Raw genomic sequence first — 24,225 nt, 5'->3', positions numbered from 1 at the left:
TTAGTCTATAAATTCTTGTAGTTGTTGTTGAGTAAAAGGCCAGCCAAGTTCCTGACCTGTCTCGCCTTTTTTAATCACTGGAATTCTATATTGATATTCCGTCATCGTCTCTTCACTATCGACGATATCGACGAGTTCAATTTCGGCTTCAGGCAAAAATTGAATTAACATCGCCAATGCTTCTTCACAAAGATGACAACCATCGGTGTGGAATAAGGTACATTTAATCATGACGGATCAACCAGCTGTTGTGAATTTGCTTGTTACGTTTAAAATCCAAAGACAAGGTTTGCGATGAGTATTCCTCAGCAGTTAGGCCAAGTGCCGCAAGTCCCATTTCATCGATTTTAAATCCGCGTTTGTTGTTAGAAAACAGCAGTACACCATTCGGTGCTAATATTTTCTTTACCCAACCAAATAGTTTTAAATGATCTCTTTGCACGTCAAATGCGTCAGACATACGTTTAGAGTTAGAGAATGTTGGTGGGTCTAAGAAAATGAGATCATATTGACCAACGGCTCTTTCAAGCCATTTTAAGCAATCCGCTTGCTCAAATCTGAAACGTGGGTTCTTCAAACCATTTAGCTCAAAGTTTTCTTCAGCCCATTTTAGATAGGTCTTTGACATATCTACTGTGGTAACAGACTTAGCGCCGCCAACTGCGGCGTGCACAGAAGCACTACCTGTGTATGCAAATAGATTCAACACGCGTTTATCTTTCGAATGTTGCTGAATAAACTTGCGAGCTAAGCGGTGGTCAAGGAATAGACCCGTATCAAGATAATCAAATAGGTTAACCTTGAACTTAGCACCGTACTCTTCTACTACCTCAGTGCGGTTTTGCTTGTCCAGGGCTTTGTATTGTTCTTGACCTTTTTGGCGCTTTCTTACTTTTACCGCGATGTTTAGCGGGTCGATATTAAGCTGCTCGGCGGTAAGTGTGATCACGTCTTGCAAACGTTTTTGCGCAACACTATCGTCAATTTCTTTTGGCGCTTTGTATTCAAAGATGACTGCGTTATCGTTATAAATATCAACTGCAACATTGTATTCAGGGATATCCGCGTCATAAACACGATACGCATTAATGTCTTCTTTTTTCAGCCAAGATTTTAAGCCTTGTAGATTTTTCTTCAAGCGGTTGCCAAACGCAGTCGAGCCTTCAAAATTAAGCCCACTGCTCTGTTTATTTTGCTGTACCTGCATTTCATTCATTTCATACAAGTTAAGCAGCACGTCGAGCGGGCCATTTTTGAATTTATAAGACTTTTTACGCGCTAGTTTTAGCACTTTTAATAGGCTTTCTTCACTCGCAAGTAACGCCAAATTCCAGTCTTTATAGTGCTTTTTAAAGGCGATACCCATATTGCGATATAGCGTAATAATTTCAGCCATACCACCTAGACGTTCACCATAAGGTAAGTTACTCAGCACAGTGCCGGGGCGTTTAGCAGCAAGGCTAAGCTGATTGGCATCTTCAAACTTAAACTTTATATGTGACTCAACGCCTGCGCGCTTGGCATTACGCTCAGCAATTGACAGCACACGTTCATCGATATCACTACCGATCAGCCATAAGCTCTTTTGCTCTGGTTGTACATTTAATTGTGCTTTAAGCTCGGTGAACTTACTTTCACGAAAACTCGGCAGGCGTTTAAAGGCAAAGTCTTTATTGAGGTTAGTAGGTAAACCAAGTGCCATAGAAGCCGCTTCTATCAATAACGTGCCAGAACCACAGCAGGGATCAAAAAGCGGCTTATTAGTATCTTCAAGCCAGCCGCTACGTTTAACCAGCGCTGCCGCTAAATGTTCACGAATTGGCGCTTTACCTTGTTTGTCACGATAGCCTCTATCAGATAAGCGAGGTCCCGAGAAATCGATATATAGCGCACAGCCTTGCTTTGATAATTTCGCTATGATGCGAATATCCGGTGTCTGCTTGTCAACATCTGGACGTTGTTCAAACAGGTCATTGAAATAGTCAACGATCCCATCCTTAACCACCAGACCAGAGAATTGCGTATTTTTTAGCGCATTATTCGTACCATTAAACTCTACTGCAAAGGTCTGCTTTGGGCTAAACCAATCTTGCCATGCCTGAAAACGAACAAACTTGTAGAGAGAATCTTTGTCATTCACTTCTGGTTTGTCATCGATAAGCAACATCACGCGCGTTGCAAATCGTGTCATCATACAGAACTTTTGTACGTCTAGATTAGCGCCTGTGAACTTAACTGAACCAACGGTTTGCTTGTTTATTTCAAAACCAAACTCGGTTAATTCTTCAACCAGTAACTGCTCTACACCAATAGATGTCAATGCGATAAATTGCAATTTGAATACCCTTAAATTTCAACTGGGCGCAGTATAACACACAAGTTATCGTTAGTTATTAGTTGAGCTTGGTTGTATGGGGATAAATTACGTTAAAAATTTAGCAAGCTCAGAAAATCTAACTTATCTAGCGCGCTTATGTCCGAACTCTTGCTTTGGTAATTTTGTAGTAAGTTATGGAGCTCCCCTTTTTCAAACCACACGCCACCACAGCACCCGCACTCACTAAAACTAGCTTCAAAGAGCGTATAGTCTTTAAGTGTATGACCATCATCAGGGCATAATTGTAAAACGTCACGCTCAACCAACGACCGCTTTGCAATAAAATCGGTATAACTAAAATGATAAGTATGTTTAATGGAATCAATAAATTTGCGCGGCAGCCAAATGGCACCGCATGACTGACATTGATAACCGCAATGTCCTTCAGCGTCGGCATAAGTTAATTTTAATGTTTTATCGCAGAGGCAGCGCATTCTGTTCCCTAGATCAGCGAACAACTCAAAGTAGGTACAGATTAATACAGGAAATAATTGCTGGTCAATAAAACGATGGGAAGAACTTGGCTATGCGCTTTGATGAACTCGGTGTGTTAACACAAGAGGCGCTAACCGATCGTTCAGTACTTTTATCGCTTGAAATTGTTCAAGCTCTATTCCCTCATCAAGAATAAATTGCTCGTTCAAGCTTAAACAAAGACTTGATTGACCATCATGCTCGATAATTAGAAACTCGCCGCTGCTTAACTTGGAATTTAAACACACAACTGCCTCACTCACAGGTTCGCCACCAAAATATGGCTTAAAAAACCAGCTTTTTGCTTGCATAGGTTGTAGATGAAACTTTGCCGCAGTGGCATTTAAAGCGATTTGGCAGCACCTAGGCTCGTTCCAAACACCAAAACCGCAAAGGTAGGAAAATACACTCTGATAAAATTCAGCTTCGCTGAGACTAAAATTGGGATTAGCGGTGGAGTCTTCAGTAAGGTGGCGCAAACGAAAAGGCGTGCAAAGCTGAAGCTCGTCACCCAAATCAATTAACAACCTGTTCCTTTCTGTGCAGCGGATCCATTGCCACTCTTTTGAAGCTTGCAAAACTTCTCTCCCACCAACCAATTAGCTCAACTAGTAAGTGGGAGTATAACGCGAAAAACGCAATGATGAAATTTTTTATAATAACGTTTTGTTTTGGATCATTTGGTTATATGACCGATCCTTATAAGGACGAAACGATCTTTTTAACAAGCGCTGGCCCTTCATAAATAAAGCCTGTATAGACTTGTACTAAATCTGCACCAGCTGAAAGTTTCTCTTTTGCAGATTCAGCACTGTCAATACCACCTACACCGATGATTGGTAGCTTACCGTCGGTAATACGCTTCAATTCGCTGACAACATGCGTCGATTTTTCACGAACAGGTCTTCCAGACAAACCACCTGCTTCATTACCGTGCTCTAGGTTTTCTACCGCATCTCGGGCTAATGTTGTGTTAGTTGCAATAACACCATCGATACGATTATTAACTAATGATTCTGCGATCTGGGTTAACTGAACGCCATCGACATCTGGTGCGATCTTTACCAACATAGGCACTGACTTGTTATGCTTGGCGATCAGATCCATCTGTTCATTTTTCAGGCTTTGCAATAGATCGTCCAGCGCCTCGCCATATTGTAGATCTCTCAGACCCGGTGTATTTGGTGAAGAGATATTCACGGTGATATATGAGGCATGCTCAAATACTTTTCTCATACAGTGAATGTAGTCATCTTTACCTTGTTCATTCGGCGTATCTTTATTTTTGCCAATATTGATCCCAAGGATCCCATCGTATTTTGCTGCTTTTACGTTGTTGACTAGGTAATCAACGCCCTTGTTATTGAATCCCATGCGATTAATAATCGCATTTGCTTCAGGTAGACGAAAGATCCGAGGCTTGTCGTTGCCCGCTTGTGGTCTTGGCGTGACAGTCCCTACTTCAATAAAACCAAAACCCATTTGTGCAAATGCTTCGATACACTCAGCATTTTTATCAAGACCGGCGGCCAACCCTACTGGATTTTTAAACTCTAACCCCAGAAAATTAACCGGTTTGTCTTGAACTGATTGAGACCATGCAAGGCTCATTGGCGTATTCGCAAAGCGGCGCAGGTTGTTTAGGGCAAAATCGTGTGCCCACTCCGCATCTTTATTAAACATAAAACGACGCGCAAGATCGTAAAACATGGTAGCTCCTCAGTATTGGTAACGTAATCGACTTAGCTAAAATTACCCAAGCGTAACTTTAGCTAAATGGATTATGCCAATGGCATTAGACAAAAAAATACCCCAGTCAAAGCTGGGGTATTGTAGCGATTTCTAGATTATTTGGAAGTATCGCAGTTATGGCTTAGTAACATTAGCTCACGAAGTGCAACTGAGAACTTAGCAAAGTCATGACTTTGCGACGTCTTAAACTCAGTTAGCATTTGCTGCCAACGGTGTAGTAAGCCTGCTTGCTTATCCATCCACTGTTCAATCTGTTCATTGATATCACTGTCATCACCAGCAAAGCTGTTTAACACAACCTCTGACAATGAACGCTGTTGCCAATCCAGCTCTTCACGATATGAAGCACGAGCAAGCGCCTGCCAATGGTTTGCAACAGGTTGAGCCGTGATTTGGTCAAGGAACCAATGTAGGCCCATGTTTGCACCAAGCGTGAAGTAGGTATTAGACACAACACCGATCTTACGACCTGAGCTATGTGCAACTTCCGCTAAGTCCATGACAGAGAACAAGCTTGAAAGTGACACGATACGCAGTGCAATCTCAGCTGGTACACCTTGAGATTCAAGGTCACGTGCTTTATCAACGATCTGCTCGCTTTCATTTGCAACCATGTAGTTGTGTAGATTTGCACTTAAATCTTTAAATGTAGGTGCAAAGAACGCAATGGTTTGCTCGATAGTTTGAGACTTGTCACGGTGACGTAAGAACCAACGCGTTGCACGGCGAACCGTACGACGTAATTGATATAGCATTTCCGTTTGAACTGCCGCTGGGATCTTATTATCAAGCGCAGAAATCGCTGACCACGTTTCCTTCATTTCAAAGATTGCACTTGCAATTGAGTAGCAAACCGCAATTTCTGCATCCGTTGCACCTGTCTCTTCGTGCATACGAACCATGAAGTTTAGACCCATGTCGTTAACGATGTTGTTTGCAAGTTTCGTTGCAATGATCTCTTTACGTAGCGGGTGATTATCCATCGCAGCATTGAAGCGCTCGCGCAGTGGTGCTGGGAACGAGTTCACTAGCAACTGACGGTAGTATGGATTTTCTGAGATCTCATCAACAACCAATGTCTCTTTTAACACCATCTTAGAGTAAGAAACCAATACAGATAGCTCAGGACGCGTTAGGTCTTTACCTGCCGCCGCGCGCTCTGCTAGCTCTTCATCAGTTGGTAAGAATTCGATTGCACGATTTAGCTTGCCGTCTTTTTCAAGTGCATGGATAAAACGTACTTTCTCTTTCAGCGTTGCTGGACCTTTAGACTTAGTAACCGAAAGCGTGTGCGTTTGACGGTAACAATCTTTCAGTACCAATTCTGATACTTCATCAGTCATTGAATACAGTAATTCGTTACGCTGCTTATTCGTCAATTCACCTTCAGCAACTAGGCCGTTAAGTAGGATCTTGATATTAACTTCATTATCCGAACAAGCAACACCACCTACGTTGTCGATAAAGTCAGTGTTGATACGACCGCCGTTTGAAGCAAATTCGATACGACCCAGCTGAGTTGCACCTAAGTTACCACCTTCACCAAAGATCTTCGCACCAAGCTCACCGCCGTTGATACGTAGCGCGTCGTTTGCACGGTCGCCTACTTCAGCGTCAGTTTCAGATTTAGACTTGATGTAAGTACCGATACCACCATTCCACAGCAAATCAACTGGCATCTTTAACAATGCTTTGATCAACTCGTTAGGTGTCATGCTCGATTTCTTAGTGCCTATCATCTTCTTCATTTCAGCGCTTAGCGTAATTGCTTTCGCTGCACGAGAGAAAATACCACCGCCCTCAGAAATTAGATCCTTATTATAATCTTCCCAACTTGAACGTGGCAGATTAAATAGACGCTCACGCTCTACATACGAGCTTGCCGCATCTGGGTTTGGATCGATAAAGATGTGCATGTGGTTAAATGCCGCTTGTAAACGAATGTGCTTAGATAGCAGCATCCCGTTACCAAATACGTCACCGCCCATGTCACCGATACCAACCGCTGTGAAATCAGTTGTTTGACAGTCAACGTCCATTTCACGGAAGTGACGCTTAACCGATTCCCAACCGCCTTTAGCAGTAATACCCATCTTCTTGTGGTCGTAACCAACTGAACCACCTGACGCGAAAGCGTCACCAAGCCAGAAGTTATAAGACTCAGCGATACCATTTGCGATATCAGAGAAAGTCGCAGTCCCTTTGTCCGCTGCAACAACTAGGTATGGGTCGTCTTCGTCGTGACGTACAACATCCACTGGCGGCACAATGTCACCATGTACGATGTTATCTGTGATGTCTAGTAGACCACGGATGAAGATCTTGTAACACTCTTGGCCTTCTTTGAAGAACGCTTCACGTTCAGTTGGAAGTTGTTTACAAACAAAACCGCCTTTAGAACCCACAGGGACGATAACCGTATTCTTAACCTGCTGTGCTTTAACTAGGCCAAGTACTTCTGTGCGGAAATCTTCACGACGGTCTGACCAACGTAGACCACCACGAGCCACTTTACCACCACGTAGGTGAACACCTTCTACGCGTGGAGAGTATACGAAAATTTCAAACGCTGGTAATGGCAATGGCATATCTGGCACTGCGCTTGGCTGGATCTTGAATGACGTATACGACTTATTCGTGCCATCAGCTTCTTTTTGATAGAAGTTAGTACGCAGCGTTGCATTGATCATATCAACGTACAAACGAATGATACGGTCATCATCTAGATTCGCTACGTTTTCAAGCTCTAGGTAGATAGCATCAACAACCTTCTGAAGTGCCTTTTCAGTAGCAACTTTCTTCGGTGCAAACTTCTTCACGAATAGATCAACGATCATCGCTGCAATGTGCGGGTAGCGGTCAAATGTATTCTCGATGTAAGACTGCGAGAACGTCACACCAATTTGGCGCATGTATTTAGCATATGCGCGCAGGATAGATGCTTCACGACCAGTTAGACCACCTAATAACACTAAACGGTTGAAACCATCGTTTTCTAGGCGGTTATTCCACACATTGGTCAATGCCGCACGGAAACGTGCTGATACTTTGTCAAAATCAGTGATCCCTTTGCTGTCGATAAGCATAGAGAAATCCATGATCCAGTTTACTTGACCATCAGTCGTCTTCACCGCGTATGGTGTTTCACCAATAACACGTAGACCAAAGTTCTCAAGCATTGGCATCACGTCTGATAAGTGAATAGGCTCTGCTTTATGGAACAAGCTCAAACGAACAAGTTGTGACGTTGCTTCTTCCTGAGGTCTGTAGAACAGCATCTCAAGTTTGTTGTCATCATTTAGTTGCTCTAGCTTTTCGATGTCTACGACTGCTGCGCTTGGCAATACTTGGTCTTTATAAGCAGACTGGAAGGCATTCGTATATTTACGGTTTAACTCGTTACCACGAGACTCACCCGTTCTTTCAAGAAGTGCAGATTGTAGCTTGTCTTCCCAAGTACGAGCGGCTTCTACCAAGTTATTTTCAATTTCTTTCACGTTGTAATCTATGTTGTTGTCATCAACACGCACGATGTAATGCGTACGCGCTAGTGTTGATTCAGAGAAAAAGGTGGTGAACTCTACTTTGTCGCTAGACTTAAATGCACGGCCTAGCAGTTGTTGAGTTTCACGGCGTAACGCAGTGTTGTATCGCTCTCTCGGCACATAAACCATACAAGAGAAGAAACGACCATACACATCCTTACGCACAAATAAGCGACACATGTCACGCTCTTGAGTTTGTAGAACGCCCATTGCCACTTCAAGCAGCTCGCTTTCGCGTGCTTGTACTAACTCATCACGTGGATAGGTTTCAAGAATGTTGAGTACCGCCTTGTATGCATGTGTGCCTTTGGCAAAGTCACATTGCTCCATGATACGGTTAATTTTACTCTTAAGTACCGGAACATCTACCGCACTGTTGTTGTAGAAGCTAGAAGAGAACAAGCCAATGAAACGGTCTTCACCAATCACGTTACCTTCATCATCAAAACGCTTGATACCAACATAGTCGATATACGCGGGTCTATGAACGCGTGAAAGTGAATTTGTCTTAGTTAAGATCAACAAGTTGTTACTACGTGCTTCTTTGCGCGCAACTTCAGGCAATTCAGACAATAAACGACTGTGGTCATCACCTGAGTTTTTCATTAGTCCGAGACTTGTGCCTTCAACTGGCTTCAGCTCATAGTCACCTTGAACTGGAGTCAAATCATATTGGCGGTAGCCCATAAAGGTAAAGTTGTCGCTAACCAGCCAGTCTAAAAACTCGACGGCTTCAGCAACTTCTTCTTTTGAACAACTATAATGACGGGTCGGCAGCTCTTTACTTACGCTCACCAATTTATCGCGAATTGGTAGCCAATCAGCAACCGCAACAGAAACATCATTTAAGACAGATTCAAGCTCAGCTGTAAAATCAGCGATCACCGAATCATCTGTTTGCCTGTCGATTTCGATAAAAAATACGGTCTTAGTAGACGTAGATTCTTGTTCTGCTTTTAAGTTAGAAACCGCGGTGATTGCACCGGCATCGTTTCTTTGTAACTTAAGTGGAGAATGAAGTAATAGGTGAGAGACTATGTTTTTGCGATTCATCGCCATGCGCACTGAATCAACCAAAAACGGCATATCTTTAGCGATTATCTCGACAATTGTATGCGATGATTGCCATCCATCCTTTGCAACCTCAGGATTAAAAACGCGAATGACGGCGTCGTCAGACTTGTTTTTATCAAGGGCATTCCAAAGGCTCAATGCTGCGCCGTATAAGTCACTGTCGTTACGATGTGCCAAATCCTCTTTAGACATATTGCTGTACAAGGTTTTGGCAAACGTTTCGACAAGTGACACTTTGTCAGCATGGACTTTTTTATGGATAAGCTTGCAGACGTTATCTAGGATAACAGAAGCTGTGCCTTCATTTTGTGTCATTATGTGTTCCTTAATCTATACCACCTTTGAACGGTAGATTATTTGTACAGCCATTTATTAGCGTGGAGTCAGGTAAATTCTAACCTTTCTGACGCTAATAAACAGCCTTTTTGACGAAAACATTTCAAGCTTTTCAGCTGTTTGCTCATCTATTCACAAAAAATAGATATAAATCGCCAATACCAAATAAAAAGGAGCACAATTATTCACATTATTTTTTCTGGTCAGACCAGATAAGCGTTCCAATTGCCGGTAAAAGCAGCACAGCACCCAGCATATTTACCAAGAACATGAAGGTTAAAAGGATACCCATATCAACCTGGAACTTAAGCGCAGAGAAAATCCATGTGCTTACGCCAATCGCCAATGTGATACCAGTAAACAGTACCGCACTGCCTCGTTCAGCAAGCGCATTTCGATAGGCAACCGACAACGGCATACCTTGCTTAAGCTGTCCCATCATAGAGGATAGAATATAAATGCCGTAATCGACACCTATTCCCACACCCAAAGCAATTACCGGTAGCGTCGATACCGTTAAACCGATTTCAAGCTGCACCATAAGCGCCTGAGCCAGCGTTGATACCACATATAAAGGTAGTACCACTGCGATAGTCGCTCGCACGCTCCTAAAGCTCGCTAGGCACAACAGGATCACCGCGCCGTACACGTAGATCATCATAGGAACCTGCGCCTCGGAAACGGATTCATTTGTTGCCGCCATCACACCGATTGGACCTGATGCTAATTTAAAGGCAACGTCATCAGTTCCCTCTTCTTCTGAGAACGCTTTTATCTTCGCAATCACATGGTCGATAGATTCGGCCTTATGATCTGCCATAAAGATGATAATAGGCATCACCGAACAATCACCGTTAAGTAGCCCTGAGCTTGTCTCCACTCGAGAGGTAGCTTGAACTAGAGAAGCGGTATTTCTTGGTAACGTCTGCCACTTTAAGTTACCTTCGTTGTACCCAGCATTAACCGCTTGTGCAACGGAGCTTAAAGAAACAGCCGATTGTACACTCGGTAAGTTTTCTACTCGCCATTGGAAACGACTAATACGCTCCATTGTATCGTGCTCGGTACAAGCCGCAGGTGTCGCTTCTACAATGACCTTTAAGATATCAGAAGAAATTGCATAACGGTCTGAGATAAGGAAAGTGTCTTGGTTGTATCTGGCATCTTCATGTAGCGCCGGTGCACCAGCATGTAAATCACCAATACGCATTTTTTCAGATTGCCAGTAGCCAAATGCGAACAATACTGCACTGATAAGTAAAATCACTCTGGCCACTTTTTTGTCTGTGGTTTTCACCAAGGCCTCTCGCATTGCCTCAAACATACCATGGCTGGCGTTTTTACCATCACCAAGTCGCTTAATATTTGCAGACTCAAAGAACGACGCCATCACTGGAAGCAGTACCAAGTTGGTAAAGATAATAACTGCAACCCCTAAACTGGCAGTAATAGCAAGTTCACGAATAATACCGATGTCGATTGCCAGTAAGGTTAAGAAGCCAACGGTGTCAGAAAGTAGAGCAATGCCACCTGGGATAAGTAATGCTTTAAAGCTCGCTTCAGCAGCCACTTTGCAGCTTACCCCTTCCGCTACTTTTTTACCTATCGCGTTGATCATTTGCACACCGTGACTCACGCCAATGGCGAAGACTAAGAAAGGCACCAAAATAGACATGGGATCAACACCAAAGCCCAAAGTACTGAGTAAGCCCATCTGCCAAATCACAGCAATAAATGAACAAACAATCGGAAGCAGCGTAAGCTTAAAGCTCTTACAGAACATCCAGACCATAATAAAGGTAAAAGCAATTGCTAACGCAAAGAAAAGCACTACACCTTTCGCACCATCAGCAATGTCACCGGCCATTTTCGCAAAGCCAATAATATGTATGCTCACTTTGTCAGTGCTAAGAGGCGCTCGGATCTCAGACTCTAATTTTTGCGCAAAGGCTAAGGTATCAAGCTTTTCTTGAGTTTGCGGATCGGTTTCCATTAGCTGAGCGGTTACCATGGCACAAGAATAATCGCTCGCAACCATACGGCCCACAACTTTTGCTTTTTCAATGTTCTGCTTTACAACCGCTAGGCCTTGTTCAGTAGGTTGAAAATTAGCCGGAATAATAGGTCCACCGGCAAAGCCGTCCTCTACCACCTCGACGAATCTCGCACTGGGTGCAAAGATTGAATTCACCAGTGGGCGATTAACACCTGGGATAAAATAGAGCTGATCATGCACAGCCTTTAGCTGAGTGAAAAATGGCTCATTAAAGATGTCACCATCTTTATCACAAACAGAAATAAGAATACTATTTGCACCACCAAACTGTTTTTCGTGCTTCAAGTAAACTTTCATGTATTCATGATTTAGTGGAATATTTTTGTTAAATGAGGCATCGAGCTGAATTTGTGTGGCTTTGAAGCCCAAAAATATCGTCGTCAGTACGAAAAAAGACACGACGGTAATACGATGCCTAAAGATGGCGTATACCAATTGATTTAAAAACGCTTGCATTAGTTGTTCACCTCTACCTCAGCAATCCCCTGCTCCGTCGCCAGAATTAGCTGATTCTTTTTAACCACACCTGCTAAAATAGAGTGGCCGTTTTTTAGTTGTTTTGAGGTTAGCTTACCTGCTTTCAACGTGAATATTACGCCGCTGTTAGCAAACATATAGGTCACATTATCTTTGTGGGTAATACTATTTATTGTCGCCGTTTTTTGAGTATCAAGTTGCACTACTTGCTGTGCATTGCCAATAAATGCGTTGCCCCTAAGGCCTGCAACAATAAGTTGGTTATCTGAGGTTTGATCAACAGCAAAAAATGAACCGCGATAAAAAGGCTCAAATTTTTGCCATGTTTTTCCTAAGTCATCACTTTGTGCCACAAGTCCCATTTCACCGGCAAGGTACATCATGCCTTCGGCGATTAACAGGCGATTAAAATGGGGAAGAATAAACGCCGTTTCTTGTTCATATGCCGCGGGGTCTTGCTCTTTTAAATCGGCTAAGTAGTCGACATCATCGGGGTGAACAAATTCACTGATAAAACGTTTTGTCCAAGACTCACCACCATCAGTGGTTTCAAAAAACATGCCATAAGCACCCACAGCGAAGCCGTGTTGTTGGTCAATAAACTCAATATCAAGACAAGGCTTTTCCAATGTTGGTAGATATTGTTTTAGCGCCCATGTTTTACCACCGTCTGTGGTTTTGATTATGCTAGCGTCGTGGCCACAAGCCCAACCAATATCTTTGCCTTTGAATGTCACAGAGGTCAACAGTGATTGAATTGGCACCTCTGCCTGCGTCCAGTTTTGCCCTTCTTGTTTAATAATTATTGTGCCGTGTTTACCTACCGCAATTAACGCATCACCATTATCTGTAATATCTGTGAAAAGCGTTTGTTCTGGGTGAGCGACCATCAGGGCTGATTCTGCTGAAATCTGATCACTACTTTCGGCTACTGCTACATGCGCCATAGTTAAAATCGAGGCTGCTACTAACTTCTTCATCATGAGAAAACACTCGAGTTGTGAGAGGAAAGGAGGAAGAAGGCTGAAGCGAGGTTGCTTCAGCCTGATAATATTTGATTAACGGCGACCCTCACGGCGCAGCGCACCCTGAGTAAACTCGTTATCGTTGAAAGACTGACTGAAGTCATACATGTCTTCTTCGTTATCTAACCCAATCGCAAGGTAGCGACGAGAGTTTAGATCATGATAGACATCCAACGTACTCCAATGTGTCGGCACTTCGTAGTAATTAAGACCATGTGCCATCGCAACGCGATACATCTGGTCACGGTTATCATAGATATCCGTTACGTGGATTTGCCAGCTATCTTCATCAATATAGAACACACGCTTTTTGTAAATATGGCGAGTACCTTCTTTCAGGTTAGCTTCGACTACCCATACGCGGTGCTTTTCATATCGTACATGCTCAGGGTTAATATGACCGGCCATCAAGATATCATCATACTTCAGCTTGTCGCTATGTAGTTTGTAACTGTTGTAAGGGATATACATCTCTTTTTTACCAACAAGTTTCCAATCATAACGGTTTGGAGAGCCGTTAAACATATCAAAGTCATCTGTTGTACGTAAGCTATCTGACGCAGTTCCTGGTGCATCATATGCAACGTTTGGCGCACGTCTTACACGACGCTGGCCTGCGTTATAGGTCCAAGCCTGACGAGGTGTCAAAATTTGGTCCATGGTTTCATGTACAAGCAATGCAGTTCCAGCAAGACGTGCAGGCTCTGTCACTTGCTGCTTAAACTTAAACAGGATATTTGACTCTTGCAACGCTTCAGGGGTTGCATCTGTTGCAGAGTACTTAACCAATAATTGCTCATCGAAACCGATAATGTTGTAAGCACCTGACTCCGTAGGCATCGCTTGACCGCCGTAACGTGCAATCGACAAGCCACGGAAACGCAATAGGTGGTTCCAGATAGCTTCTAAGCCATCTTTTGGCACTGGAAACGGGATACCGATAGCGGTATTTTTAATGCCGTTACCACCTTCGATCAGCTCTGCTGTAGATGCGTATTTCTTTGTTGCATCATACACAAACTGCGGATAAGAAGCGCTGCGTCTAGTTGGGTAAATGTTCATTTTGAACGTTTCTGGATACGTTTCAAATAGCGCAATTTGACCTGGGCTTAGCAATGACTTGTATTTATCTAAATTTGATTTATCAATTGTGAACAATACTTTGTCATCAGCAAATGGATCTGGATGGTGCATGCCCACTTCATAACCAGCTGGAGGCACAGTGATCCCACCATTCCAAGCCGGAATACTGCCATCAGCATTACCCGCTTTCTCTGCACCGATAGGCGTCAAGTCTTTACCTAAACGTGCAACTTCGTCAGCGCTCATTTTCGCCATAGCGCTGCTGGCAGATAGCATTGTAATTATTGTTGCTGCGATAAATGTAGGTTTTCTAAACATATCGAAAGCCCTTAAATTGAATACTTAATGTTGAATGAGATGAAATCACGGTCCGCAAAGGTATTCGTCTTACCACCACCCCAAAACGTGTTATAGCCAAAATCAAATGACCACGAATTTAAGTAGTTAAAGTTAAGATTAATGCCTAGCGATTTACGATCCTCAATGAACAAGAACATAGGATCCGGGGTGATACCGTTAACATCATGTGAGAACACTACACGTGGAGAAAAATTCACACCACTGAATAGGTTGTTATACTCACCCTTAGCAATAAGGCGATAGCCCCATGCAGAAGCCGATGGGAATGGGTTGGTCTCTGGACCATTTGAAACCGCTTGATGGATAAGATTGTAATCTCGGCCAGAAAGCCCCTCAATCGTGCCACTTCGGCCAGTACCTGAAACATTCAAACGAAGCTCATCGTACTCTGGCATGTCTTTAATAGTAACAGCACCGACTTCACCAACCACTGCCCAGCTATCTGCACCTAGCGATGGTCCGAACAAATGTGTTGCAGTAAACTGTGCTTGAATAGTGTCTCGCAAAATATAACCTTGCGCGACTTCACCAGGACCCACATAAGCAACATCGTCCCCTTGACTAAGCTGAGATAAACCAGCCAAATCATCACGCAGACCCGCAGCGGCTAACTGCTCAACCATACCTGCGTAAAGTAGTTCAACGTCATCTATCTGTAGTGGCTCATCTTGTCTATATGCCACTTCACCAGCAAATGCGGTTTCACCAATCGCAGTATTAAAACTTAAACCATACAGCTTGATGTCTTCTGGGTAGGTAATTTGCGCTTGAGTAAAGGCATTTAGGTTAGTGACATTGTCTGCGGTAATTTGATTTTGTGCGATGTAAGCTAAATCAGCCATGATCGCTTGTCCTGTAAAGTTAGAAGCTTTACCGGAAATCAGAGGTCTACGGCTGTGGTAATTAATGTAATACAAACCAAATTCAGTGTCGTTTAGCTCTGGAGAGAAAATACCTAAGCGTAAACCGTACTGACCACCATCATCAGGTTCGCTCTTACCGTTATTCCCTTTTCCTTTAAGCGCCACTTTAGTCGGATAAGCCATATACATGGACGCTGCAGCACTGCCCACTGCTTCTGCTGTCGGCACTACGCCTTGAGCAACCAATGCGGCAGTTGCATCAGCATATAAACTGTTTAATGCGTCAGTGAGGTGATACAAATCGATATCAGGGTTTGAGGTAAAACCAAGCTGAACATTTTGCATATAACCATTTTCAGATGCAAAATCATTGGTTGAGAAGTAACTACCTGTTGCCGGCAATCTGGTTTCATGCCATTGATACTGATAAAAACCTTCAAGGTTGACGTTTTCAGACAAACCAATCGACGCCCAAAGCATACCGACAGGGATAAAGGCTTCTTTTACTTCAGAGCCAGGGGCTTTCAAGCGGTCAATATCCACTGGGTTGACGTTAATGCCATGGGAAATAAGCGTACTTTCACCCCAGTTAACGACTTGCTGACCTAAACGCACGGAGAGCGGGTTTTTGCCATCATTGAGGTCAAAATCCGCCCAAACAAATGCATCTAGCAAGCGTAAATCCGAACAGACTTGTTTTCTGGTATCGTCGTCTTCACACGGGTCAACTTTTTTGCCTGAAACAGGGTTGCTATACGCAAAATCGCCATCTTCCATCGCAAAATCGTAGAAATACATGAAACGAGTGAACAAACCATAGTTATCTTTGGTAATTGCTAAATCATGGGTACCTTTTAACAACTGAGAGAAAGTATCTCCAGAGTCAAAATTTAGGTTACCAGCATCACCATTATTTGAATAGGCACCCTGTTGTGACCAGATCTGTGACGAAGAATAGATGGTATTGCCAGTGGTTGCTTTATAACCATCCCAGTTAAACTGTGGATGATTACTTTTACCGATGAAATCAAAGTTACGATCTTCAACGCGAATGCTTTGACCATAAGAAAAAGTCGAGTCGAAGGTAATTTCGAAATCACCAACCTCAAAACTGGCCGCGTGTACTGACGTGGCGGCAGCTCCCATTACTGCCGCACTAAGACCGAGCATGATTTTGTTTTTCACAAAGAGCGATCTTTTTATCATTATTTCTCCCCCTTTTGGCGGGTCATGTCTAGAGCTTAAGCTCTTAGAGTTATTGTTTTTTGTTGTCTAAACGATAGAAGCAAAACCGCGAAAATACAAATACTGCTCAACTAAATCAACGCTTTTTCGCCTCTAGGGGCGTATTTTACTCTTGGTAAGACGTCCTACCAGATAATTTATAACACGTATTTCAAGCTTATAACAAACTCATTTAACAAAAATAAAATATGTTTTGCAGTTCTACTTCGATTAAGTGACTTTTTCTAACGATAGAAACTTATTGCTATCATCCAAGATGAGACGAAATCTCCCCCTGATCCCAATTGATGAAATAAAGGGGCGAATATGCTCTGCGGGGAAGCGAATGCTCTTCCCCCCATCTTCAATCACTTGCACTGAAGTATAGTGCCCGTAGTAGTAACCGAGGCACTTGTCGTAGCTCAAATCCATGTAAAAGAAGTACTCTTTCATCTACTGCGCTAGCGCCTTCTCTACCTTCTCATATAAGTCGTCGCTTAAGCCTTCTAAGTTAGCCAAACGATTCAACTGTGCCCGCATCAGTTGTTGGCGCGTTTCATCATAACGCTTCCATGACATAAACGGCGTGATCATACGTGACGCATTTTGTGGATTGATGTTGTTTAGCTCCACTAATAAGTCTCCCAATAGCGCATAGCCCTTGCCATCTGTACGATGGAATTGCGCGGGGTTACTTCTTGCGAAGCTTCCTATCAATGCGCGAACACGGTTAGGGTTGCCTTTATCAAAACAAGGATGCGCATAAAGCGCATTTATATTCGATATCACCTCATCATTAGATAAGCTTGCACTTAATGCAAACCATTTATCCATGACTAGACTATCGTGACGCCATTGACTATCGAATTGACTGAACAAGCTTTCCATCTTTGTGTGCTGCGCGGCGACGGCGGCTTTTAATGATGCCAACTTAGTGGTCATATTGCTTGAAGAAAATTGATTGTCTAGCGCGCTGGCAACACTATCGGAATCTGTTTTCGCTAAGTAATAAAGCGCTTTATTTTTAAAGGCTCTGATCGCGACATCCTTTGCTTCTAATGAGCCTGAGTCTTGCAAAGACAAATAAGCATGTTCAAACACCGGTTGCAGTGATTGCGCAATTTGCATTTCAAATGCATCGGAAATTGAAACGAGTTTGTCTACTGGGATAATTTCAAATTGACTAGCTAGCGTATCAAACGTTGGTAAAGTCAATAACTCGGCCAATAGCGCAAGGTCTCCATCTAATGTTTCCACCAATGCGGACAACGCATCGAGTACTTTTGGATCCAGTTTGAAATCGCCTGACGTAACCGCTCGTTTAACTTCGATCATAAAGATTTGCTGCACTGCTTCCCAACGAGCGTAATCACTACGCGCAAAACGCAATATGTGTAGTAACTCATCAATGGTATAGCTGTACTCCATAAGCACAGGCGCTGAGAAATCTTCTAGTAATACAGGAACGGGTTTACTTACAACTTGCTCAAACTCAAACCGCTGTTCAAATTCAGTAATATCTAACGCTCGTTGTATTTCTCCGTGCTTTGTTAGCAACGGAATGCTTTCACCTTGCTCATCCAAAAGCTCTAGCTTAAAAGGAATATGCAGTGGCGCTTTTACGGGGTCGCAATCAGCATGGCTTTGGCTCACCGTAATTGCATATGTTTGCGCCTGTTTGTCATACTCGGTAGCCACTTTTACTCTTGGCGTGCCGAATTGCTCGTACCATAGTTTAAATTGCGTTAAATCAACACCAGAAGCATCCATCATTGCATTAACGAAATCATCGCACGTCACTGCTTGTCCGTCATGACGCTCAAAGTAGAGTTTCATCCCTTTTTGGAAGTTTGCTTCCCCCAATAAGGTATGCATCATGCGGATCACTTCAGCGCCTTTGTTATAAACAGTTACGGTATAGAAGTTATTCATTTCAATAACTTGCTGAGGCCTTATCGGATGTGCCATTGGCCCCGCGTCTTCTGCAAACTGATGTGTACGCATCGCCATTACTGCGTCGATTCGGTTGAGGCCTCGAGAACCTAGATCGCTGCTAAACTCCTGATCTCTAAATACAGTTAGGCCTTCTTTTAAACTAAGCTGAAACCAATCACGGCAAGTAACCCGGTTTCCAGTCCAGTTATGGAAGTATTCATGTCCAACTATCGACTCAATGGTGTGAAAGTCTCGGTCTGTCGCAGTCTCTTGGCTTGCCAACACACAGGCACTATTAAAAACATTTAGTCCCTTGTTTTCCATTGCCCCCATATTGAAAAAATCAACCGCGACAATCATGTATATATCGAGATCGTATTCCAAATCGAACCTTGACTCATCCCACTCCATGGCCTTTTTTAATGACGTCATAGCATGGGGAGCTTTATGTAAATTGCCTTTATCAACAAATAACGCCAACTTCACTTCTCTACCCGATTTAGTGCTGTAATTATCTTCTAATACGTCAAAATCGCCGGCAACTAAGGCAAACAAATAGCTTGGTTTTTTGTGCGGATCGTGCCATTTTGCAAAATGTCTGCCGTCACTTAAGCTCCCTTCTTCAACTTTATTGCCATTTGATAATAAGTAACGATACTTTGACTCACCAATGACCGTCACCGTATATGTCGTCAGTACATCAGGTCTATCCATAAAGTAGGTGATTTTTCTAAAACCTTCCGCTTCACATTGCGTACAATAAGCGCCATCAGAGAGGTATAAACCTTCAAGTGAGGTGTTTGTTTGTGGCGAAATTTTAGTGACAATTTTAAGCTCAAAGGCCTTTGGCAAGTTAGAAAGAATCAATTCTGAGTCAGATTTTTCAAGGCTTTGCCACTCTTCACCATTTACCTGACAAGATACTAACTCTAAGTCGACACCATCTAATATTAATTGTGTCGCATTACTCACCGCGACAACCTGACTTACGGCAGTCACTATGGTATTTCTAGGGCTTAACTCAAAGGTCAAGCAAAGCGTATCAACAGTATGGCTTGGTGCAAGGTAATCTTTAAGAAATTTGGCTTGTGGTTTTTGAGTCATATATATTCCTTACAAAAACGCCCCAAAAAGGGGCGAGTGATAAAACAAATTTGATATCGCCAATTCTAAGGATAGGCGTTTAATTTCTATTTGACCTGTTGGAAAAGGCCTGAGCAAGATTGCAAATGCACTATTTTATGCACGGCCTGCTGTCTCATTTGGTTCTTCTGCGTTTACCGTAGGTGGCGTAATCTTAAGGATCTTGATACCAAGATACGCGTAGATGACCGCCAGCACAGGATTGATCAAGTTAAAGAATGCGTACATGGCATAATCAAACGGATTGATCAGTAGTACGCTCTGCATATATGCGCCGCAGGTGTTCCAAGGGATCAGTGGACTAGTGATTGTGCCACCGTCTTCCAGCGTGCGAGAGAGGTTTACACTCTTCAAACCGCGCTTTTTGTATTCTTCTTTGAACATACGACCAGGAACAACAATCGCGATGTACTGATCCGCGGCAACTAGATTTGTACCAATACAAGTTGCAATAGTCGAGGCAATTAGTGAGCCTGTGCTTTTTGCAATTTTAAGAATGCTGCGTACAAAGACATCAAGTAAGCCAGTTTTTTCCATAATGGCACCAAACATCAATGCCGTCATCACCAGCCAAGTTGTCGTTAGCATTGATGACATGCCACCGCCACTTAACAAGTCGTCCATTTTTGCATCGCCTGTTTGCAATGCAAAACCATCAAAGAAAGTCGCCCACACCAATTTCACATAGCCCACTAACTCGCCTTGGCTAGCATCAATTTGACTTGCAATAAGATCACCTTGGAACAGCACTGCCCATATCGCCCCTATCACCGCGCCGATTGAAATCGCCGGAAAAGCAGGCATCTTCTTGATAGCAAGCCCAAGCAGCACCAGCAAAGGAACTAGCATTAACAGGTTAATGTTGAAATTAGTTTGTAGTATCGAAACAATTTCATCTATTCGCCCCGCTTCACTTGACGCTTCAGCATTGAAGCCCATGACAATAAATATAATAAGTGCGATTACAAAGCTAGGTACTGTGGTCCAAAGCATATGTTGAATATGATCAAATAAATCACTACCGGCAACTGCAGGCGCTAAGTTTGTGGTTTCAGATAATGGACTTAACTTATCGCCAAAATAGGCACCTGAAATGACTGCACCTGCGGTTACGACCTGATCTAAGCCAAGCCCAGTCGCTACACCTAATAGCGCTACACCTATGGTTGCGGCCGTCGTCCACGAGCTACCTATACTCATCGCCACAATCCCACAAATCAAACAACTCGCGGCATAAAACCAACTTGGATTGATAATTTGTAGTCCGTAATAAATCAGTGTGGGAACGGTACCAGACAGCAGCCAAGTACCTATTAGGGCACCTACCATCAATAAAATGATAATGGCACCAAGAGAGATAGTGATCCCCTTTATCATCGCTTCTTCAAGCGTCTTCCACGTAAAACCATTTTTTAGGCCGACGAGCGCCGCAGTGAATGTTGCAAAAAGCAAGGCTATTTGGTTTGGACCTGATGATGAACTGTCACCATAGAGGTACACCGCAGCACCGAGCAAAGCGACCAACAAAGTGATCGGAATAAGAGCGTCAATAAATGACGGCTGTTTTTGTTGTTTCAAAAGGAATACTCCTACGCACGACGACCCATGCTTATAATTATTTTATTTGCAGTATACCGTTTTGAGCCGTTTTGAGTAGCTAGGTTGCCAGTGGTCGAGCCACGCACCATTCTCAAAAAGCCTCAAAAGAGTATCAGCTTAGAAAATCTGGCAGATGATAACAAAATTTGTAAAGTAAAAGTAAGTGTAAAAGGCATAATAAAAGGCGCTTGAAGCGCCTTTTATTATTTATTAACTTCGTTTTTGGCTATCCGCCCGTATGAAATTAGGTCCTGCGTGATAAGCGCAGCCTCTTCAAGGTAAGGGTCTAACTCCGAAATAACCTCTGGTGCATCATCCAAATCTTTAACCGGTTCTAAACCAAGACGTTTCAACCTTTCATTAGTACGTTTCAATACCAGATCATCGCGTTCTTCACGTTCCTTGATACGTTCGGCTTCAACTAATGAAATCGCCTTATCATCTTTGCGCGCTTTGTATTCTTCAATATCTTTATAAATATATTCGAATTCAGGCTCTGCTTTTACTCGCTCATCATGGCGCTTACTCAAGTATTGAATAGTTGGCGACAAGTTATCTAGACTCGCATATTTTGCACGAACAATACTATCCCAAGGCAGTGCATTATCTTCTTGGCTCTCTCCCCACTCTTCCGGGTTGATTGCCGAAGGTAGCAAGATATCAGGGATCACGCCTTTATGTTGCGTACTGCCACCGTCGATACGATAAAACTTCGCAATAGTGTAGGTTACACTCCCCAAAGGGTTTTCGAATAAATCGTAATTTTTACCGAGACCACGATGTTGTTGCACGGTGCCTTTACCAAAGGTTTGCTCACCAATCACTACTGCTCGGCCATAATCTTGCATCGCAGCAGCAAAAATCTCGGATGCCGATGCACTGTAGCGGTCAACCAAAACAGTCAAAGGTCCATCGTAGAAGGTAATGCCATCTCTATCTTGTTGACTTTCAACCCGGTTATAAGCGGTATGGATCTGAACAACTGGACCTTGGTCAAAGAATAAACCGGATAGCTGGGTCGCTTCGTAAAGTGAGCCACCACCATTTTGGCGAAGATCAATGATAACCCCATCTACTTTGGCTTCTTTAAGTTTCGCGATTTCAGCTTTTACATCTTGAGAAAGATTATTGTAGAAACTCGGGATTTCTATCACGCCTATTTTGCTTTGTAGCTCAGAATATTTGGCTTCAAATACAGAAGACTTAACTGCGCGATCTTCTAATTTTACTTTGTCACGAACAATTTCAACGACCTTAGGCGTCCCGTGACTATCAGTACCTTTAAGGTATTGAAGTCGAACCTTGGTCCCCTTAGGGCCTTTGATGAGATCGACCACATCATCTAAACGCCAGCCGATAACGTCTACAAATTCTTTATCATCTTGTGCTACGCCGATGATTTTGTCGTCCGGCTTAAGCTTTTCGGTTTTGTCCGCAGGGCCGCCAGGAACTAAACTCCGGATCACGGTGTAATCTTCATCGTAACTTAATACCGCACCAATACCTTCCAGCTCTAAGTCCATATCCATTTTGAACTGTTCGGCTCGGCGTGGTGAGAGATAGGAAGTGTGCGCTTCAATACTGCGTGCAAACGCATTCATGATTACTTGAAATGCATCTTCACTGTTCGTTTGGACTAGGCGTTTTTGCGCGTTTTTATAGCGCTTGGTAAGAACTTCTTTGATCTCTTCCCAATTTTTTCCAGTCAACTTTAAGCGCAGCGCATCAGATTTAACACGCTGGCGCCAATATTCGTCAAGTTCGCTTGTCGCGGTTGCATAATTTTGCTCTTCTCTATCAAAAATGAACTCATCTTTTTTGTCAAAGTTCATTTCTTTGTCGAGTAAGCCAATGGCAAAATCATAGCGCTCAAAGCGACGCTTCATGCTTAGGTTAAACATATCATAAGCAAAACCCAGTTTTCCTGAGATCAATGCATCATCAAATTGCTTACGATATTGTTGAAAACTATCGATATCCGACTGTAGAAGCAAAGACTTATTAAAGTCGATGGCTTCTACGTAACGATCGAAAATTTTATCCGATAAGCTGTCATCAAAGCTGAAGCGTTTGTAGTGTTGTCGAGTAAATAAGTTAGTCACTCGTTTACTAGCCGTTGTGTGTTGCGCTTCAGGTTTAAGAACCGGCAAGTCCTTAATAGTGACTGTGCTTGTTGAGGCTAAAGTAACACTCGATACGAACGCGGCGACTAGGGAAATGAGTGGTAACTTTTTACTCATATACAACTCCTTACTGGATATATAGGCTATCTGCTTTAGTTTTAACTTGCATTCCTGTTACAAGCTCTACGTGCACTTCATCATTTTTGACTTCAGTGATAGTAGCGTTAACAAGCGCTTGACCAAGTTTAACTTTAACTTTGTTATTAACCTTGACCTGTTCAGCCGGTAAAGGTTCAACTTTACCACTACGCTTTGGTTTGACTTCAGCAGGTTTACTACTCATTTTAGGGCGTTTTTGGTCTTGACGATCCCTAGAGTGAGGTTTCTTTTTGTAAGATTTTGTTTCGCCATCGCGATTGTTTGGACGCTGTGGCTTTTTACGCTTAGCCATTTTTGCGCGGCTCTCGGCCAATGCTTTTTCTGCGTGTTCAACGTGCTCTTGTTCAACCTTCTCAGCTTGATTGCCGTCTAGGTCTACACGAAACTCGTTCTTAGTGACTGCTTCGAGATAACGCCAGTTTGAAGTGTATTTACGAAGTGCTTGACGAACTTGAGTTTTACTGACTTTGTCAGACCCCTCAATACGCTCAGCGATATCTTTGAAAATACCAACCTTTAATGGCTTAATCCCTTCCTTTTGCTTGAAGCAGTTAGGAAATTCTGAAAATAAGAAGTCTAATACTTCATTTGTGTCTTTTAGCTTGTTTGTGGTTTCCATT

The 24,225-nt window shown here is 43.0% G+C and carries 15 protein-coding genes; all 15 read right to left on the bottom strand.

What is annotated here, in order from left to right; translation table 11 throughout:
* The 15 genes from CTT31_RS08145 to proQ all read right to left on the bottom strand — a co-directional run bounded on the left by CTT31_RS08145 (position 1) and on the right by proQ (position 24,224).
* Positions 1-231 (bottom strand): glutaredoxin family protein, encoded by a 231-nt coding sequence (locus tag CTT31_RS08145; protein ID WP_045989052.1) that lies wholly within the window; start codon positions 229-231, stop codon positions 1-3.
* The gene (rlmKL, locus tag CTT31_RS08140; RefSeq protein ID WP_130126233.1) at positions 224-2,335 is read right to left on the bottom strand and encodes a bifunctional 23S rRNA (guanine(2069)-N(7))-methyltransferase RlmK/23S rRNA (guanine(2445)-N(2))-methyltransferase RlmL; all 2,112 of its coding nucleotides are present in this window, start codon (positions 2,333-2,335) and stop codon (positions 224-226) included. The genes CTT31_RS08145 and rlmKL overlap by 8 nt, the downstream gene beginning before the upstream one ends.
* 92 nt (positions 2,336-2,427) lie before the next feature.
* Positions 2,428-2,811 (bottom strand): zf-TFIIB domain-containing protein, encoded by a 384-nt coding sequence (locus tag CTT31_RS08135; RefSeq protein ID WP_130126232.1) that lies wholly within the window; start codon positions 2,809-2,811, stop codon positions 2,428-2,430.
* A 90-nt stretch (positions 2,812-2,901) separates the two neighbouring features.
* Positions 2,902-3,429, bottom strand: a complete 528-nt coding sequence (locus CTT31_RS08130) for a cell division protein ZapC domain-containing protein (protein WP_211859760.1) — start codon at positions 3,427-3,429, stop codon at positions 2,902-2,904.
* A 121-nt stretch (positions 3,430-3,550) separates the two neighbouring features.
* Positions 3,551-4,561 (bottom strand): quinone-dependent dihydroorotate dehydrogenase, encoded by a 1,011-nt coding sequence (gene pyrD / locus CTT31_RS08125; RefSeq protein WP_239980789.1) that lies wholly within the window; start codon positions 4,559-4,561, stop codon positions 3,551-3,553.
* Positions 4,562-4,698: 137 nt separating this feature from the next.
* Complete coding sequence (locus CTT31_RS08120) at positions 4,699-9,537, bottom strand: NAD-glutamate dehydrogenase (RefSeq protein WP_039495730.1); 4,839 nt, start codon at positions 9,535-9,537, stop codon at positions 4,699-4,701.
* Positions 9,538-9,748: 211 nt separating this feature from the next.
* Positions 9,749-12,070 carry an efflux RND transporter permease subunit gene (locus CTT31_RS08115; RefSeq protein ID WP_045989048.1) on the bottom strand — a complete coding sequence of 774 codons (2,322 nt, stop codon included), beginning with the start codon at positions 12,068-12,070 and terminating at the stop codon, positions 9,749-9,751.
* A complete protein-coding gene (locus tag CTT31_RS08110) occupies positions 12,070-13,071 on the bottom strand; it encodes a WD40/YVTN/BNR-like repeat-containing protein (protein WP_249122501.1) in 1,002 nt (333 codons plus the stop codon). The genes CTT31_RS08115 and CTT31_RS08110 overlap by 1 nt, the downstream gene beginning before the upstream one ends.
* A 78-nt stretch (positions 13,072-13,149) precedes the next feature.
* Positions 13,150-14,517, bottom strand: a complete 1,368-nt coding sequence (locus CTT31_RS08105; RefSeq protein WP_260492327.1) for a DUF1329 domain-containing protein — start codon at positions 14,515-14,517, stop codon at positions 13,150-13,152.
* Positions 14,518-14,528: 11 nt separating this feature from the next.
* A complete protein-coding gene (locus tag CTT31_RS08100) occupies positions 14,529-16,628 on the bottom strand; it encodes a DUF1302 domain-containing protein (protein ID WP_211859758.1) in 2,100 nt (699 codons plus the stop codon).
* 249 nt (positions 16,629-16,877) lie between these two features.
* The gene (locus CTT31_RS08095) at positions 16,878-17,099 is read right to left on the bottom strand and encodes a DUF2835 domain-containing protein (protein ID WP_211859757.1); all 222 of its coding nucleotides are present in this window, start codon (positions 17,097-17,099) and stop codon (positions 16,878-16,880) included.
* Entirely contained in the window at positions 17,100-19,685 is a 2,586-nt protein-coding gene (gene pepN / locus CTT31_RS08090) for an aminopeptidase N (RefSeq protein WP_211859756.1), read from the bottom strand.
* Between the two features lie 135 nt (positions 19,686-19,820).
* On the bottom strand, positions 19,821-21,302 hold the full coding sequence (gene nhaC / locus CTT31_RS08085; RefSeq protein WP_039495721.1) for a Na+/H+ antiporter NhaC: 1,482 nt from the start codon (positions 21,300-21,302) through the stop codon (positions 19,821-19,823).
* Positions 21,303-21,526: 224 nt separating this feature from the next.
* Complete coding sequence (gene prc / locus CTT31_RS08080; protein WP_260492326.1) at positions 21,527-23,563, bottom strand: carboxy terminal-processing peptidase; 2,037 nt, start codon at positions 23,561-23,563, stop codon at positions 21,527-21,529.
* Between the two features lie 10 nt (positions 23,564-23,573).
* The gene (gene proQ / locus CTT31_RS08075) at positions 23,574-24,224 is read right to left on the bottom strand and encodes an RNA chaperone ProQ (protein WP_039495719.1); all 651 of its coding nucleotides are present in this window, start codon (positions 24,222-24,224) and stop codon (positions 23,574-23,576) included.
* Between the last annotated feature and the right edge of the window lies 1 nt (position 24,225).

The organism is Pseudoalteromonas maricaloris (genome assembly GCF_024746855.1).
GTDB classification, from domain to species: domain Bacteria; phylum Pseudomonadota; class Gammaproteobacteria; order Enterobacterales; family Alteromonadaceae; genus Pseudoalteromonas; species Pseudoalteromonas maricaloris.
Note: the sequence above shows the minus strand (reverse complement) of the source record. Positions and strands in the feature narration are given on the sequence as shown.

Excerpts from the sequence above, each read along its gene's own strand:
- CTT31_RS08145 (WP_045989052.1), bottom strand. The coding sequence starts at position 231 with ATGATTAAATGTACCTTATTCCACACCGATGGTTGTCATCTTTGTGAA.
- CTT31_RS08135 (WP_130126232.1), bottom strand. The coding sequence starts at position 2,811 with ATGCGCTGCCTCTGCGATAAAACATTAAAATTAACTTATGCCGACGCT.
- pyrD (WP_239980789.1), bottom strand. The coding sequence starts at position 4,561 with ATGTTTTACGATCTTGCGCGTCGTTTTATGTTTAATAAAGATGCGGAG.
- CTT31_RS08120 (WP_039495730.1), bottom strand. The coding sequence starts at position 9,537 with ATGACACAAAATGAAGGCACAGCTTCTGTTATCCTAGATAACGTCTGC.
- CTT31_RS08115 (WP_045989048.1), bottom strand. The coding sequence starts at position 12,070 with ATGCAAGCGTTTTTAAATCAATTGGTATACGCCATCTTTAGGCATCGT.
- CTT31_RS08110 (WP_249122501.1), bottom strand. The coding sequence starts at position 13,071 with ATGAAGAAGTTAGTAGCAGCCTCGATTTTAACTATGGCGCATGTAGCA.
- CTT31_RS08105 (WP_260492327.1), bottom strand. The coding sequence starts at position 14,517 with ATGTTTAGAAAACCTACATTTATCGCAGCAACAATAATTACAATGCTA.
- CTT31_RS08100 (WP_211859758.1), bottom strand. The coding sequence starts at position 16,628 with ATGATAAAAAGATCGCTCTTTGTGAAAAACAAAATCATGCTCGGTCTT.
- CTT31_RS08095 (WP_211859757.1), bottom strand. The coding sequence starts at position 17,099 with ATGAAAGAGTACTTCTTTTACATGGATTTGAGCTACGACAAGTGCCTC.
- pepN (WP_211859756.1), bottom strand. The coding sequence starts at position 19,685 with ATGACTCAAAAACCACAAGCCAAATTTCTTAAAGATTACCTTGCACCA.
- prc (WP_260492326.1), bottom strand. The coding sequence starts at position 23,563 with ATGAGTAAAAAGTTACCACTCATTTCCCTAGTCGCCGCGTTCGTATCG.
- proQ (WP_039495719.1), bottom strand. The coding sequence starts at position 24,224 with ATGGAAACCACAAACAAGCTAAAAGACACAAATGAAGTATTAGACTTC.